The 16,050-nt window shown below is 39.7% G+C and carries 11 protein-coding genes; 3 read left to right on the forward strand and 8 right to left on the reverse strand.

The window, feature by feature from the left end:
- Positions 1-18: 18 nt before the first annotated feature.
- Positions 19-1,158, reverse strand: a complete 1,140-nt coding sequence (wecB, locus tag U2H13_RS17480; RefSeq protein WP_021494107.1) for a non-hydrolyzing UDP-N-acetylglucosamine 2-epimerase — start codon at positions 1,156-1,158, stop codon at positions 19-21.
- A 277-nt stretch (positions 1,159-1,435) separates the two neighbouring features.
- Here wecB and galU point away from each other — a divergent pair, with 277 nt between their 5' ends.
- Positions 1,436-2,314, forward strand: coding sequence for a UTP--glucose-1-phosphate uridylyltransferase GalU (gene galU / locus U2H13_RS17485; protein WP_015240700.1), 879 nt, complete (start codon positions 1,436-1,438; stop codon positions 2,312-2,314).
- Between the two features lie 34 nt (positions 2,315-2,348).
- Here galU and tagH read toward each other — a convergent pair whose 3' ends face one another.
- The 5 genes from tagH to tagD form a co-directional block, all read right to left on the reverse strand.
- A complete protein-coding gene (gene tagH / locus U2H13_RS17490) occupies positions 2,349-3,902 on the reverse strand; it encodes a teichoic acids export ABC transporter ATP-binding subunit TagH (RefSeq protein WP_025649352.1) in 1,554 nt (517 codons plus the stop codon).
- Between the two features lie 19 nt (positions 3,903-3,921).
- A complete protein-coding gene (gene tagG, locus U2H13_RS17495) occupies positions 3,922-4,749 on the reverse strand; it encodes a teichoic acids export ABC transporter permease subunit TagG (RefSeq protein WP_103526586.1) in 828 nt (275 codons plus the stop codon).
- A gap of 154 nt (positions 4,750-4,903) precedes the next feature.
- Positions 4,904-7,066, reverse strand: a complete 2,163-nt coding sequence (locus tag U2H13_RS17500) for a CDP-glycerol glycerophosphotransferase family protein (protein WP_017418798.1) — start codon at positions 7,064-7,066, stop codon at positions 4,904-4,906.
- 50 nt (positions 7,067-7,116) lie between these two features.
- The gene (locus U2H13_RS17505) at positions 7,117-9,135 is read right to left on the reverse strand and encodes an alpha-glucosyltransferase N-terminal domain-containing protein (protein ID WP_021494863.1); all 2,019 of its coding nucleotides are present in this window, start codon (positions 9,133-9,135) and stop codon (positions 7,117-7,119) included.
- A gap of 157 nt (positions 9,136-9,292) precedes the next feature.
- Positions 9,293-9,682, reverse strand: a complete 390-nt coding sequence (tagD, locus tag U2H13_RS17510; protein WP_003151361.1) for a glycerol-3-phosphate cytidylyltransferase — start codon at positions 9,680-9,682, stop codon at positions 9,293-9,295.
- Between the two features lie 355 nt (positions 9,683-10,037).
- On the opposite strand from tagD, the gene U2H13_RS17515 reads away from it, so the two are divergent.
- Complete coding sequence (locus tag U2H13_RS17515; protein ID WP_014419028.1) at positions 10,038-10,808, forward strand: WecB/TagA/CpsF family glycosyltransferase; 771 nt, start codon at positions 10,038-10,040, stop codon at positions 10,806-10,808.
- A gap of 32 nt (positions 10,809-10,840) precedes the next feature.
- Positions 10,841-12,010, forward strand: coding sequence for a CDP-glycerol--glycerophosphate glycerophosphotransferase (locus U2H13_RS17520; RefSeq protein WP_021494862.1), 1,170 nt, complete (start codon positions 10,841-10,843; stop codon positions 12,008-12,010).
- A 125-nt stretch (positions 12,011-12,135) separates the two neighbouring features.
- Here U2H13_RS17520 and U2H13_RS17525 read toward each other — a convergent pair whose 3' ends face one another.
- Complete coding sequence (locus tag U2H13_RS17525) at positions 12,136-14,775, reverse strand: N-acetylglucosaminidase (RefSeq protein ID WP_017418794.1); 2,640 nt, start codon at positions 14,773-14,775, stop codon at positions 12,136-12,138.
- 123 nt (positions 14,776-14,898) lie between these two features.
- Entirely contained in the window at positions 14,899-15,849 is a 951-nt protein-coding gene (manA, locus tag U2H13_RS17530; protein ID WP_103527223.1) for a mannose-6-phosphate isomerase, class I, read from the reverse strand.
- Positions 15,850-16,050: the final 201 nt, after the last annotated feature.

The following is a 16,050-nucleotide window of genomic DNA, read 5'->3' on the forward strand; positions in this document are numbered from 1 at the left end:
TGCGGAGCTGCTTTTTTGTTACACCTCGAAAGAATCAGGACGCTCTGAACGCAGTCCGAATTGATAGAGCAGCCCCTCAGCAATCCTTCTTGACGCCATGCCATCTCCATAGGGATTAGATGCCCGCGACATTTTTTCATATTCCTGCTTGTCTGTCAGCAGCTGTTTTGCCATCTGATAAATCGTTTCTTCATCAGTACCGGCTAATTTCAGAGTGCCCGCCTCCACTCCTTCGGGCCGTTCAGTCGTATCGCGCAATACGAGAACCGGCTTTCCTAAGGAAGGAGCTTCCTCCTGAACGCCTCCTGAATCAGTTAAAATAAAATACGACCTTGACGCAAAATTGTGGAAATCAATCACTTCAAGAGGTTCAATTAAATGGACGCGCTCCGAATCACCAAAGTGCTTATCAGCAGCTTCACGTACAGCGGGATTCAGGTGTACCGGATAAACGACTTGCACATCGCTGAATTCATCTGCGATCCGGCGGATGGCTTTAAACATAAGTTCCATCGGCTGACCTAAATTTTCCCGGCGATGCGCCGTCAGTAAAATCATTCTGTCATTGCCGATTTTTTCAATAATATTATGGGAGTATTCAGAGTGAACCGTTGTATGCAAAGCATCAATCGCTGTATTTCCGGTAACAAAAATGGAGCTTTCTTTTTTATTCTCATTCAACAAATTTTGCTTCGCTTGCTGAGTCGGAGCAAAGTGGATATCAGCAAGCGAGCCAGTCATTTGGCGATTCAATTCTTCCGGAAAAGGTGAATATTTGTTGCCCGTGCGCAATCCGGCCTCCACATGTCCGACTGCAATCTGGTGATAGAAAGCTGCAAGGCTTCCGGCAAAGGTTGTTGTCGTGTCACCATGAACAAGAACAATATCAGGTTTGATTTCCTTAAACAGGCCGTCCAGTTTTACCAGGGCGTTTGAAGTAATTTCAGCCAGCGTCTGCCGTTCTTTCATAATATTCAAATCAAAGTCAGGCTTAATTTGAAATGCGTGAAGAACTTGATCCAGCATTTGTCTATGCTGGGCAGTCACAGTGACATATGATTCTATTTCAGGGCGTTTTTTTAATTCGAGCACAAGGGGCGCCATTTTTATCGCTTCAGGCCTTGTACCGAATACCGTCATGACTTTAAGTTTTTTCATATCTCTTTCTCCTGTATCAAGTTTGTGATCATTTTTCATTATCAACCCATTTTACACGATATGATCCGCCAGTTAAATATCTTGTATTATTTTTCCCATAAATGAAAAAGGATATATCATTAAGGCTTTACGGATAAAACTTGTTTAATAATGGTTTATCTTATATCATTAAAAGTGTTAAAAATGAAATATCGGGTATACAGAAAATATCAGCAAGCCTGAGTCTGTATAGATATCTTAACTTATATTTAAGTGACGCTAAGGAAGGTGCTTTAAAGTGAAAAAAGTACGCAAAGCCATAATTCCCGCTGCAGGTTTAGGGACACGCTTTCTGCCGGCAACAAAAGCCATGCCGAAAGAGATGCTTCCGATTGTAGACAAACCAACGATTCAATACATAATTGAAGAAGCGGTTGAAGCGGGTATTGAAGACATTATTATTGTTACGGGAAAAAGCAAGAGAGCCATTGAAGACCATTTTGATTACTCACCAGAGCTGGAAAGAAACCTAGAAGAAAAAGGGAAAGTCGAACTCTTAGAAAAAGTCCGAAAAGCCTCTAATCTTGCTGACATTCATTATATCCGGCAAAAGGAGCCAAAAGGTCTTGGACATGCCGTTTGGTGCGCACGTAATTTTATCGGTGACGAGCCATTTGCCGTCCTTCTCGGAGATGATATCGTTCAAGCTGAAAAACCAGGGCTTCGCCAGCTGATGGATGAATATGAAAAAACACTTTCTTCTATTATAGGGGTTCAGCAAGTGCCTGAAGAAGAAACCCATCGTTACGGAATTATTGATCCGCTGACAAGTGAAGGCCGCAGATATCAGGTGAAGAACTTTGTTGAGAAGCCGGCTCAAGGGACTGCTCCGTCCAATCTGGCAATACTGGGACGTTATGTCTTCACTCCTGAAATCTTCATGTACCTTGAAGAACAGCAAATTGGTGCCGGAGGAGAAATTCAGCTTACAGACGCTATTCAAAAGCTGAATGAAATCCAGCGGGTTTTTGCTTACGATTTTGAGGGCAAAAGGTATGATGTTGGTGAAAAACTGGGTTTTATTACCACTACATTAGAATTTGCGATGCAGGATCGTGAACTGCGTGATCACCTTATCCCTTTCATGGAAGACCTGTTAAGAAAAGATGAATTATAAGAAAAAAAGCTGTTGGATTTATTCCAACAGCTTTTTATTTTATAATGCAGGTTAAAGTTTGATTATCGTTATTGATAATAAAAGCGTATTTATCATTTGCCGCAATAAATTGCCGATCACTGCTGCCCTTTATAACATCTTTATTATTCAGGGATAGATCTGCCGGAGTAATAGCTGATATTCCTCTGAAAACAAGCTGCTCGGCCTTGCCATTATTCACTACATAACTGACCTCGCCATTTTTAAGATATAGCATCTCCCGGCCGTTCACTACTTCTTTCTGCAGCTCTTTCATTTCTTGCTGAATATCATTAACGCGCTCACCGAGATGTGACACAAGTTGATCAGTATCACCCTGCTTTACATACGGAGAAAAAGCGGATGCTTTCACATTTGAACTTTTTTCGTTATAGACCGCTGCATTTTCCGGGATATAGTACGTTTTATTATTGACCTCAATCTTTGCTGATTGCCTGTCTTCAGATACCACTTTCACCTGAGCACCGAACGGAATAAGGAATTCCGCCTTTTTTTTCAGCTCTGTATCTTTATAGGCCTGCGTCTGGTCTTTTAATACGAAACCTTTTTTGTTCACCAATATCTGGTCTTTCCCCTTGTTAACATCATCTTGATATCCGATCTTACCGAAGGAAGCGATAGTACGAAGCGGGGCGCTGAAAAACATGGTTCCTGCCATAAACACAAGCAGTATTGATAAAATAGCAATTTGAATAGCATTGACTGCTGATCCGGATTTACTATTTTTCTTTTGTTCCTTCACAATTGCCTGCTGCTCAGGCGATTCTTTTTTACGTTCAGCAACCTGATCTTTCTTATATTTCTCTTTGTCTTTTTTGGAGAGTTTATTAAACCAATCGATAAATGCTTTGTACTCTTTGACGACGGTTTCAGTGTCGTCGAACATTCTTAATTCACCATAGTGCATCCAAGCCACACGGTCACACATTTTTTCAATCTGACCAATGGAATGACTCACAAAGAAAATGGTTTTTCCTTGTTCTTTAAATTCCTGGATCCGGTCAACACACTTCTGATAAAATGTCTGGTCTCCTACGGAGAGGGCTTCATCAATGATTAAAATATCCGGATCTATATGCACGGAAATAGCAAAACCAAGGCGGGACTTCATACCGCTTGAATAGTTTTTCACCGGCTGATTAATAAAATCACCGATCTCAGCAAACTCAACTATGCTTTCATACATCTCATCGATTTCTTTATTTGTCAGCCCCATCATTAAACATTTAAGTCTTATGTTATCCCGGCCCGTCAAAGCATTATTTAAACCGGCTGCAATCGCAATCAGCGACGGCTGGCCGTTCATTTCAATTTCACCGCTTGTCGGCGGTATCACTTTTGCAAGCAGATTGGACATCGTCGATTTACCCGATCCGTTAATTCCCACAAAGCCGATTGTCTCCCCTTCATATACATCAAAGGAGACATTTCGCACAGCGAAAAAACCGTTATCTTTAGCAGGGAAAAACAAACCTTTTATTTTATCCGACTGTTTTTCATAAAGATGATACTGCTTTGAAACATTTCGAAACGAAACCTTTAGTTTCATCGTACAATCTCCTTACGTATTAAAGAAAGTCAATAAACTTATCTCTGAATTTCATGTGTAAAACAGAACCGACTGTTAACAAAAATAAGGTGAACAGCCAGAAATACAGTGTATATTTCACATCTTGAAAGAACCACTGACCATCTAATAAGCTGTTCCTGAAACCGTCAATTATATAAAAAAGCGGATTCAGCTTCAAGACAGGAACCAATTCCGGGTGAGCTACCCCCAGCTTTGAGTTAATATCCCAAAAAACCGGCAGGAGGAAAAACAAAAGTCTTGTCACTGCCTGCAGAAGAAACTGATAGTCTCGGATCAGCACGCTGATTGTCGAATTAAACAAGCTGAACGAAAATAAGAAAGCCATCAGACAAACAAAATAATAAATATATTGAAGCCAATGAAGGCTCGGATAGATTCCGCTGGCGAGCAATGCAATGATATAGATCACCATCATAATTGCATAACTGAACAAATTAGAAGCGATGGCGACAGACGGCAAAGAACTGATTGGAAAATTCATTTTAGCCACCATTTTAATTCTTTTAAATACACTATTTGATCCGTCTAATATTGTCGGACTTATAAAAAACCACGGTATCAGACCTGCAAGCATCCACAAAATAAAAGGCACTTCTCCGGCACCTGTAGCCATCGGCCCCCCTTTTCTGATCCCCAATCCAAAAACAAACCAATAAGCAAGCATTTGAATAAGAGGATTTAAAAACTGCCATAAAACGCCTAAATAATTCATTTGATATTTAGACTTTGTTTCGTAGGCTGCTAAACGCATGATTAAAGGAAATGATGTTACTTGCTCTTTTAGTATTTTCACTACAGCATTCATTTTAATCTTCCTTAGGTTGATTTGATTTTATAAAGCATCGCTGATAATTGTACCAGAAATCAAATTTTTTTTCACTTTCAAGCCGCATGCAAATGCTGCTAAAAGGTTTGTAAAGCATAATAGAAAAACCCCTTGATACAAAGGGGTTTTTCTATTATTCAGATTCAAACACAATTTTCACGACTTTCTCAGAAGAATGTCCTGACTCAAGATAACAGAATTTGTCATAAAAAGGTTTGAATGAAACCGGGTGCCGATAATCCGGTGATGAAATATGTTTGATTGCCTCGATCGTTTCCTCTGTCGTTTTCACTAACGGACCAGGAGCATCTTTCTCAAAATCGAAATAAAACCCTCTGAGTTTATCCCGGTATGTTTCAATATCGGGAACAAAAAACAGCATCGGGCGTTTCAGATTTGCAAAATCGAAAAATACAGAAGAGTAATCGGTAATTAACAGATCTGAAATCATATACAATTCCCGAATATCTTCGTGTGCAGAAAAGTCGTAAGCAAACCCTTCAAACGGACCGAGGTCAAAATTTTCGGCCACAAGATAATGCATTCTCAGAATAACGAGATATTCATCTCCGAGCTCTTCCCTTAATTTATGCAGGTCTAAATCAAGGTCAAATTTATAACGGCCTTTAGCATAAAACTGGTCATCTCTCCATGTCGGCGCATAAAGAATGATTTTCTTATCCTCAGGCAGGTTTAACCTTCTTTTTATCGCTGTGATTGTCTCATTATTATTATCATTATGAAGAAAATCATTTCTCGGATAACCTGATTCAATCATAGTTTTATCGAATTGGAAGGCGCGCGCAAATATCTCAGACGAGTAGGCATTAGGAGAAATTAAATAATCCCAATTGGATGCCTCTTTAATAAAATTCTTTTTATATTTTTTCGTATTAGTACCCGGCATATGAACTTCTTCCATATCCATTGCAAGTCTTTTTAAAGGCGTGCCGTGCCATGTTTGAAGATAGGTTGTATGTTCCGGCTTTGGAATCCATAAAGGCAGACGGCTGTTGACGACCCAATATTCTGCCCGCGCCATAGCAAACAGCCACTTGATAGAAAGCCTGTTAATGTATTGAATGCCCTTCTCTTTAAAAGGCGCTGCATACTGTTTATTTACGCTCCAATACATTTTATATTCCGGATGATTGATTTGCATGTATTCATAAATGGCTCTCGGATTACAGCTGTATTGTTTGCCGTTAAAGCTTTCAAAAATAATGGTCTTGCTTTTAACAGGCATTTTGCTCGCCATTCTGAAAACAACTTTATAACCTTTCGTAATAAGGGAATTTCTGCGTTTTTTCAGTTTTTTCATTTTGGAAATGAAACGTTTTTTCTTCCCTTTTATGAAGTATCTCATCCTTGTTTTCAGGCTGTAGTCGTTCACACGGATACAGACAGTCTGCTTTTTCTTCTTTTTATATACCTCATACCTGACCGGTCCGCTGTCTTTATTCACAACGCTTATGAGGCCTTTCAGTTTATTTTTTCTGTCTCCGAGCACAAGCGGAGTGCTGCTGAGAACAATAGGTTCAGCTTCGTCGTTTTCACAATGAAACTCCATAAACATACGGTAGACAAATCGTTTTTCCAGAGAATAAGGAATATCTTTTAATGGAATTTTTATTTGGAAATCAAAAATTTCAGGGGTGAATGCATCTTCCCGAAGCTGTTCAATATTCTCCGTTTTTTTCGTCATTTTAATAGGGAAATGTTTCTCTACGGGATCTTCTCCCCCTTTTTTAATGACAAATTGCAGGTTTTTAACTGAAAGCTGATTCTCCGAACTTAGATATCCTGCATACCCTGAAATCATAATCTCTTCTGCCTTCAGCTGAATCTCATCAAACTTCACAATTTTCGCTTCTCTTTTTACCTTTAAAGAGAAATTGCCCTTATCGGTTGTATAAGGTAAAATTAACAGCTCAGTCGTATGATCAAGGTGGTAGGCACGCTCAATCGCTTCAGCTTCCACGGTTAAACGCACCTGCTTCGGCTGTTCTTCTTCCGCTGCCGGTTCCCCCAGTACCACATAAAAATCATAAGTCTGTCCCATTTCTAAAGGTTCAGGAAACGAGTGAATATTAATTGATGCACTGTATTGAGCCGGGCTCTCTTTCTCTAAAATAACAACATCCTCGGCTCCGGAACGCCGTTCTTTTAATTTTAAATAACATTTCACTTCCTCAGCTAACGGTTCTTCGCTTTCAAGTGAAATAGAGAGTGCCAGGTCTCCCACATTATTTTTTAAGCTTTTCAAAATACATTTGCTCACGGTATTTTCATCCATACTTATTTTCTGCTCCTCTGAATTAAAGCTCTTCACTTAACCGATTTCACTTAATCGATGTGATCCTTTTTGTTTAATTTAATAGAGAAATTCCCTTTCACAGTCGTATAAGGTTCGAAAGTATATCCGTTATTCATAAACCGATCTTTTTCGCCGAAATTGACTTCACGGCTGGATACCCTTCTTAGAATACGGATATGGTCAGCTGTTATATATTGAATGTAAAAGTCAAGAACCGAAGTATGATTTGCGTCAATTTTTTCTTTTTGGATGTCCTTTTCAAGATCTATATAAAATGGCTGAGCCGGTTGATCAGCGGATACGGATATGATTTCAGATTTGTTTTTCCGATCAATCCCAACCATTCGGACTTTTTCAAATGCATCATTCTGGTCAGACACTGAAACGCTGATCGCTAATCCGTTGGCATTTTTTTCAAAAGATGTGATCGGGTGTTCTTTAGAACCGACTTTTTCAGCAAGCCGTTCCTTTTCTTTTCTCACTTCAACCATTTTGAAAAGAGCATATGACCAATTTTTAATATAGTTTGGTTTAGAGTATTTCTCCGCCATTTTAAAGGCTAGACGTGAAAATTGTTTGTGAGTGCTGTCATCTCTCATTAAAGAGATAATGGCCTCAGCCAGCTTTTCTATATTATATTGTTCAATTACATAGCCGTTTACTCCATCTTCTACCAAGCTTCTGGCACCGTAATCGTAATCGTAAGTTACGACCGGGCATCCATTGCTCAATGCTTCCATATTGGACAGACCGAAGCCTTCAAAGTGAGAAGTTGAAATTGTCAGCCACGCTTTTTGAAACTCGTAATCAGGGTTGTTCGTGTAGCCTTTCAGCAATACATTATTCTTGAGGTTTTGAGCTTTTATTTCCTTTTTGATTTTCTCTCTTTCTCCTCCAGAACCGAATATTTCCAGTTTCGCATCCGGGATTTCATTTACAACAAGTTTGAACGCTTTAACGGCATGCGTCAGGTTTTTCATTGGTACAATCCGAGAGATAATAACCGCTTTATTTCGTTCGCTCGGAACTTTCAAAACCTCTTCATCGAGCGGTTTATTAATCGTATGCGGTGTAAAAAAGAATGTCTCTTTTTCCCCTGAAATCAAACTGAAATCTGCAATCTGCTCCTCAGTGATAAAAAATACGGCATCAAGGTTATTTATTTGGCCGAAAAGTTCTTTATAGCGTCCTTTGATCTGGAACTTATTATCACCATAATGTTTATTGTGAATAATCGCAGCATAATAAGATGACGGCGCTTTTTTCACTCTGAAGACATGTTTATCCTGTAGTCTGCTGTCGACCAGAAATAGTTTAGGCCGATCGTTTTCTTTTTGGAGAATATCAATCCAATGCCTGCGCAACTCAAATTCATCTTTAAATGTTAAAGGGTTTTCTTCTGAGTACCAAGTAAAATGTGTGAATTTGACTGCTTCATTTTGGTCATCCCACATGAAGTGCTTTTCCAGATAAACGACATTTTCGCTGTTGATAAACTCCTGAAGGAAGATTTGATTCGTCTTTGTATCAAAATGAGAGACAATGACGGGTTTTCCTTCTTTATTGTATTCTTCCCTTTTGATTACTTGTTTTTCATCATTCAGGTAATCTACGTAACGCACGTCATCACTGCCTGAATAATAGGAAAGATTATAATCGTTTGATGATTTTCCGAACATTTTTGAGATAGTTTTGCTTACTTTCCCCTTGCTGACATGTTTTTTTATTTGATTCAGCTCAATTTTCTCCGAATAAATCCGCTTGCCTTTTGTTCTTTTACTTAAAAAGTCATCATACATGTTGATAACTTGTGTATATTGAGGGTCGGTTTTCTTTCTTTCAAAGAGTTCGTTTTTTTTTCTCCGAAATTCCAAATCAAATTTAAAAGTAAGAAAGGCGGTATTCTTTTGACTCTCTTCTCCGAATAGTTTAGAACGCAATAATAGTGATTTGGTCAGACCTCCGTAATCATCCGGGAGGCCTCCTGAGATAAAATAATACATCATATCGGGAAGCTCATTATTATCGTTAATAGGCTGATTGGACAAATTTTTTCTCCCTTTCACCATATGGAATTTAGTAAAACACTGCAAAATAATACTATTCCCTCAGATTATTATAACAAACCTATTTAAGCATCAAAAAGTACTCCTTATCAGCAAATAAGAAGTACTTTGAACAGTTCATGCATTCAATAATTCCGTATTACACCCCGGCAATTTCTTTTTTAATCTGTGTGGTGGAAATGCCTTCGGTTCTAGGGAGGTAGATGACTTCGCATTGATCTTTAAGGAAATCGAATTTGCCTTCCCAATCGTCTCCCATTACGAACACGTCGATGTTATGATCCGCTACGTCACGTACTTTTTGATCCCAGCTGTTTTCCGGAATGACTTCGTCGACATAACGGATCGTTTCCAGAATCAGCTTTCTGTGTTCATAGCTGTGGTAGGCCTTTTTTTGTTTTTGCAGGTTGAACTCGTCTGTTGAGATGGCAACAACAAGGTAATCTCCAAGCTGCTTTGCGCGCTCAAGCAGTTTAATATGACCCCAATGCAGTAAATCAAACGTTCCGTAAGTAATGACCTTCTTCATGAAACAAAAGCTCCTTTCTATCATCATACGTATAACAAGCAACTGCTCTGAAATGCTGCGCAGCTGTATCCTTAATCACTAAAGTGCCAATTTCGTACTCATGGAACCTCATTATATCACATAGCCCTGAAAAGGTTAAGCCAATGTAAAACGAAGTTAAGTTCCACTTATTAACAAATGTTATTACAATAGGAGTTTAGCAGGGTTTTTGCGCCTATGATTAAAGAAATTGTTATCTTATTTATATTTTTGTAAAACTATTGTTAAGTTTAACTGAAGGTATTATGTTAAAATAAAGCTTAGCCTAAGTCACGAAAAAGTGAAAGAAAATCCCGTACAAAAAGGAGGACGGCAGATGCAGACTGAAATGGTGCACAACCTTTCTTATGTTAATGGAAATTTACAGGAGTTTATTTCATATTTAGACACTTATTATATCGCACAGAAGCAAGGAGCCGTTATTGCGACGGTCAATCCTGAGATCGGATACGCTGCGGCGAAAGACAAAGGTTATCATCAAGTCATTTCTTCCGCGGATTTCGTCCTGCCGGATGGTATCGGCGTCGTGTTAATGTCACGTTTGATGCAGCACCCGCTGAAATCAAGAATTGCGGGATTCGATGTGTTTCTTGCGCTGCTCGGCCTCGCAAACCGGCAGTCTAAAAAAATATTTTTATACGGAGCTAAACAAGACGTGCTTGACGCCGTTTTGAACCGGATCAGCAAAGAGTATCCGAATATTGAGGTTGTCGGAGCCAGCAACGGTTATGAAGCAGATAAACGCTTCGTCGCCAAACAGATTTCCCGGGCGAAACCCGATCTCGTATTTGTCGCCTTAGGATATCCCCATCAGGAACAATTTATTTATGAACACAAACATCTTTTCCCTCAGGCTGTATCGATCGGTTTGGGCGGAAGCTTTGATGTGTTCAGCGGAACGGTGAAACGCGCCCCTGAATGGATGATCAAAACGAATCTGGAATGGCTGTACAGACTGGTGACGAATCCGTGGAGATGGAAAAGGATGCTGAACATTCCGAAGTATGCTTTTACCGTTTTGAGAAATAATAAATCAAATAAAAGCCTGTATTCCAAGCAGGCAGAAGATCAAACGAAACAGCTTTAAACAAATAAAACAGCAAAAGAGATTGGTAATCTATGAACTTGCGATCTTTATTCGCCGCTTTTTATTCTATATATCTGTCTGTTCTCGGCGTTTTGTTCAAGCCTGTAAAGCCCAAGAACCATCTGACCCTGCTGGTATCTTTTGAAGAGAATGCGCAGGCTCTCATCCGTTCTTACAAAGCGCACGCTGAATCGCTTTCTTATGAAATGACGGTTTTGTATACGAGACACGCCGTCAGTCTGAAAAAAGAGCTGGAAGGTGTCGGCTCTTTTTATCTGAACGAAAAACATCCGCTGCATCTTTTGAAGGCTGTTTTGGTCCTTTTTAAAAGCAAAGTGGTGATAACGGATAACTATTTCCTCATGACAAGCGTCTTAAACCGCCGGCCGCAAACGACATGCATTCAGGTGTGGCATGCGAACGGCTCTTTGAAAAAGTTCGGCCTTGAGGATGTGACGAATCAAAATCGTCCGGCATCAGATATCAGCCGTTTTAAAAAAGTGTACCGCTCGTTTGACTTTGTTACCGTCGGTTCAGACGCCATGGCTGACGTTTTTAAAAAGTCGTTCGGCATACGGGACGGCCAGCTGTTAAAAACGGGTATCCCCCTGACTGACGTCTATTATGAAGAACACAAGCCGGAACTGAAGCACAAATGGCCGAAAAAAATCATCTTGTACGCACCGACATTCAGGGATTATGATATGCAATCCTTTCGGCTGCCATTCACCGAAGAACAGCTCACAAACACGTTAAACGGAGAGTATATGCTGCTTGTAAAGCTTCATCCTGCCGTTTTGCATCATATTTCGGCTTCGTTTGAAAGCGAATTGATCAAGAACGTGTCTGACATGCGTCTTCATGATCTCTTGAAAGCGGCTGATATTTTAATTACGGATTACTCTTCCGTGCCTTTTGAATTCGCGCTCTTAAATAAACCGATTTTCTTTTTCACGTATGATCTGGAGGAATATGATCAAAAACGCGGTTTAATCGACAATTATACGTCCGTCATTCCCGGAAAGGCTTGTCATGACAGCGAAGCCCTTCTGGAGGAAATGACGAAAAAGCCATTTCGTGCAGAAGAAATGAAGCGGTTCTCGGACAAATGGAATATGTATTCAGATGGGAATTCGAGCAGCAAACTGCTCCAATTTGCAGAAGAACAAATAACATACAAAAACACCTGTTCACACAATTGAACAGGTGTTTTATATATTTATATTGCCTCCATAGTGCTTAAAAATAATCGTACAAACAAAAAAACATCTGTCCAATTTAATATTGAAAAAAGCTCGGAAGTATGACTCCGAGCTCTTTAACACGTTTATTTATAGACAGGAATATCATAGTAAAGCTGATAGTTATCTAACAGACTATAGAGACTGTACATTCTATTTACCTGCTTATACGCCCAACCAATATCAGATGCATATTGGTGGCTTACAGAAGGCTCCCATCTCATTTTATACAAGGTATCTTGGTTGTATACGGCATTGTGTATATAACTCTGTCCGATAAATTTGGCCCCTCCAGTAATCGCTGCTTCAGGACTGAACCATCCTTGGTTATATGCATATTGGGCACCCTTGTTCACAGCGTCTCCGTCATATGCACCTATGCCATACATGTTATATACCTTTTTCCCATTATAGGTCACACCGTTTGCCAGCTCTGAGGTACCGTTTCCGGTCTCTAATAAAGCGTGAGAAATCAGGTAGAGCTCATTAATACTGTTAGATTCAGCTGCCTTAATAAAAGCTTCACCTTTTCCTTCAAGAATTCCTTTCCCTTTTAAAATCTTTGTATTGACTTCTGATGCTGTCAGTCCTGCATATTTCGATAACTTCAAAAACTGAAAATAACTTTTATCTGACACAGAAAAGTTTGCGGGGTTTACATAGTAGGAAACTTCTTCCTCGCTTGCTTTCCGCCAACCCATTTTAATTTTTGCCCAGTTATTCTCTACACTAATGATATTAACCTTATAACCTTTTGTCACTGTTCCTATAATATTATTGCTCTTTACCTCTGGAGTAGACCTGACATTAAGAAAATCTGCGGTTACGGTAGAATTTGCACTATTAATATAAGATAGAGATACGTAGGCACTTGAATCCGTCTGCGGGTTCGCTTTTAACTGCTTCGCGACCATTTCACTCATCGTAATATTATAATTTGTTTCCATTATTTGAGGACCGCTTTTCACCTCAACACTTGAAACTGCCCACCCATAAAGCTGCTTCACTTTGCTTGCAGCCTTATCAGCATTGCTTTTTCCTGTAAATTGTTCAGTAATCACTATACTGTATATTGGATTGTTTTTAGTAGTGTAGCTTGCTGATAAGTTCTTTGCCTTAAAGAAACTCAGTCCTTTGTTTAAAGCCGACGATGTGCTGATTTGATCTGTAACTAATTTATATTGCGTGTATGTGCTTTTGCCATTTTGTTTGGCATTGCCTTTCGCATTATTTGTTTTAAAAAAAGTTAACACACGATCTATATCTTTTTGATTTAATAAGTCACTAACAGTGACTTGATATTGCGTATAAGCGGATTTACCGGTTTTTTCACTTACTGCCGTTAATTTTTTTGTCTTGAAGAAAGATTTGACTTGATTAATCTTAGCTGTGTCCAGCAAGGCTTCTGTCTTAATTTTATAAGTTATTCCTTTTGGTTGTTTTATAGATTTGGCAGTTGCATTAATACCGATTTTCTTTAAAGAGTTTAAACCTTTTGTTACTTTTGTTTTGTCAGCAGTCTGTTGTGATAATAGTTGATATTGATTAGCAGCTGTTTTTCCTGAATTTGATTTTGATGATTTTAATTTTTTTCTGCTAAGAAAATTTACTGCTTTATCCGCCTGTGCGTTTGTTACAGCATTTGTTATCACTTGATAAGTTGTTTGGGTTGAAGTTTTCTTTACAGCTGTATAAGTCATATGCCATCTTTTCTTCTTAAAAAAAGCTTGAAGACTTTTTAGTTTTTCCGGGCTGACATCCTTCATTTTCACAACATAATTACTTGTAGCACCAACTTTTTGGTAGGACCCTTTAACTCCTGTGTTATTTATTATTTGGCTGATCGAATTTTTAACCATGCTCAGCCCGTTAAAATAACCCGTTTCTATATTATACGATGTGATAGTTTTTTTATTATTGATGGTTTTGTAACTGCTTTTGACGCCTGTGCTTTGTTCAAGCTGTTTGATAAGACTTTTCGCCTCATCTGCTTTATTGATCAAAGAATTCGTTGTAACAATGTAGTAAGACTGGCCTTTATCAGTCATGTTTAACGTGGCATTCAGCCCAGAATCTTTTTGAAAACTGCTTTTCACTTGGGATGCTGTTTTCTCTCCTTGAATTTTTCCGGATTGAATTTGAATGATCTCCGGTTCCTGTTCAAGTTTTTGATAATTAGCATTGACTCCAGTCTGCTTCTTTAACTCTTGAATAGCAGACTTTGCACCGGCCTCACTTGTCAGCTCAGATGTAACAATGCTTATATAAGGCTGCTTCACACCATTCGGTTTAACAGTACCGGTTAATCCTGTTTCCTTTTTCATTTTATCAAGCAAGTTATTAGCCTGCTGTTCACCTGAAATAGTTCCGGAAACTGCAGTATAATAGGGCTGCTTACTGCCCGTCGGACTTGATGTTCCTTTAATGCCTGTCTGCTTCGTAAAATCGCTTAGTACGCTTTTAGCATTCGTTTCGCTTGTCAGACCTGAAGCAGATATTTGATAGTTCTTAGACGTTCCGCTCTTTTGATAGTCTGCTTTCCATCCGGTATCTTTTTTCAATTTTGTAACTGCCTGAGAAGCCTCACTTTCAGAAGCAAACTTTTGTGTTGTTTCTAACTGATAAATGGAATTGTCAATATAAGCTGCCTTTACTGAGTCTGTTATCGTGAAAAATTCAAGAGTAACCGCTGACAATAACATTGCGGCAGCCAAACTTTTTTTCATTACTTCTCCTCCTTCTCTATATTTATCTATCACACTATTATTTTTATCGGAAAGTGCTTTAATTTTTAAAGTGAAATATATATATAAAAAAACTTAATCCCAGAGCTGGGATTAAGTTTGGTTTTATATATGAGAAACGATGAGCGTGCAATCTCCGTTTATCGTAAAGTCAGGCATCTGATCCGGCAGTATGAAATGCGCGCCTTTTTCAAGCTTGGCGGACTTGCCTCCACAGATGATGGAGCCGCTTCCTTCTGTGACGCTGCACAGCATAAACGGAGCATCCTGGGTCATTTCCGCCGTCCCGCTGATATCCCATTTGTATACAGAAAAATATTCTCCCTGCACAAAGGTTTTGATGGTGACGCCTTTTCTCGTTTCAGTTGATTCATCTAAAAATCCGTCCACATGAGGAACGGTCGCGGCGTTGACGGCATCGCGGATATGCAGATCACGCGTCCCGCCGTTCTGATCTGTACGCCCGTAATCATATATCCGGTAGGCGGCCTCTGAATTCTGCTGTGTTTCAAGCACGAGCGCCCCCGCGCAAATGGCATGGATGGTTCCGCTCGGCACATAATAAAAATCGCCGGGTTTGATCTTCACGCGGCGCAGCAGGCCTTCCCAGTCACCGCTGTTAATCATGGTGACAAGTTCCGCTTTCGAACGGGCCGTGTGACCGTATATGATTTCCGCGTTTTCTTTACAGTCAATAATGTACCAGCACTCAGACTTCCCCATTTCACCCTGTCCATGCTCCTCGGCGTCATAATCGTCAGGATGGACTTTAACAGACTGATGGTGTTTGACGTCCAGTATTTTCGTCAGCAGCGGAAACCGGTCCCCTTCCGTTCCGCCGAATAATTCTCTATGCTGATCCCACAGTTCCATCAAGGTTTTCCCTTGATACGGACCGCTTTTGACCGTGCTCATTCCGTGCGGATGGGCTGATATCGCCCAGCATTCGCCGGTTGTTTCTGAAGGTATGTCGTATCCGAATCGTTCGCGTAATAACGTGCCGCCCCATATTTTTTCTTTACATACAGGCTGTAAAAAAATCGGCTCTTGCGTCATGTTCGTTCCCCTCCCCTTAAAAAGCGGCTCATATCCCATTCCCCCTGTGTCTTTTTTAAAACACGGAGGGAGCCGCGGTTAAAAACAATATGTATAAAATGGCTGACCTGCTCATTATACCATTCGGATGGGGCGGAATGCTCAGTCATTTCCTATTCCAGAATAAAATGCCTTGTTTGTCGCAAATTAAAATAACTGATG

The sequence above is a fragment of the Bacillus sp. A1 genome, from assembly GCF_042296235.1.
Lineage (GTDB): Bacteria > Bacillota > Bacilli > Bacillales > Bacillaceae > Bacillus > Bacillus velezensis.

Excerpts from the sequence above, each read along its gene's own strand:
- wecB (WP_021494107.1), bottom strand. The coding sequence starts at position 1,158 with ATGAAAAAACTTAAAGTCATGACGGTATTCGGTACAAGGCCTGAAGCG.
- tagH (WP_025649352.1), bottom strand. The coding sequence starts at position 3,902 with ATGAAACTAAAGGTTTCGTTTCGAAATGTTTCAAAGCAGTATCATCTT.
- tagG (WP_103526586.1), bottom strand. The coding sequence starts at position 4,749 with ATGAATGCTGTAGTGAAAATACTAAAAGAGCAAGTAACATCATTTCCT.
- U2H13_RS17500 (WP_017418798.1), bottom strand. The coding sequence starts at position 7,066 with ATGGATGAAAATACCGTGAGCAAATGTATTTTGAAAAGCTTAAAAAAT.
- tagD (WP_003151361.1), bottom strand. The coding sequence starts at position 9,682 with ATGAAGAAGGTCATTACTTACGGAACGTTTGATTTACTGCATTGGGGT.
- U2H13_RS17515 (WP_014419028.1), top strand. The coding sequence starts at position 10,038 with ATGCAGACTGAAATGGTGCACAACCTTTCTTATGTTAATGGAAATTTA.
- U2H13_RS17520 (WP_021494862.1), top strand. The coding sequence starts at position 10,841 with ATGAACTTGCGATCTTTATTCGCCGCTTTTTATTCTATATATCTGTCT.
- U2H13_RS17525 (WP_017418794.1), bottom strand. The coding sequence starts at position 14,775 with ATGAAAAAAAGTTTGGCTGCCGCAATGTTATTGTCAGCGGTTACTCTT.
- manA (WP_103527223.1), bottom strand. The coding sequence starts at position 15,849 with ATGACGCAAGAGCCGATTTTTTTACAGCCTGTATGTAAAGAAAAAATA.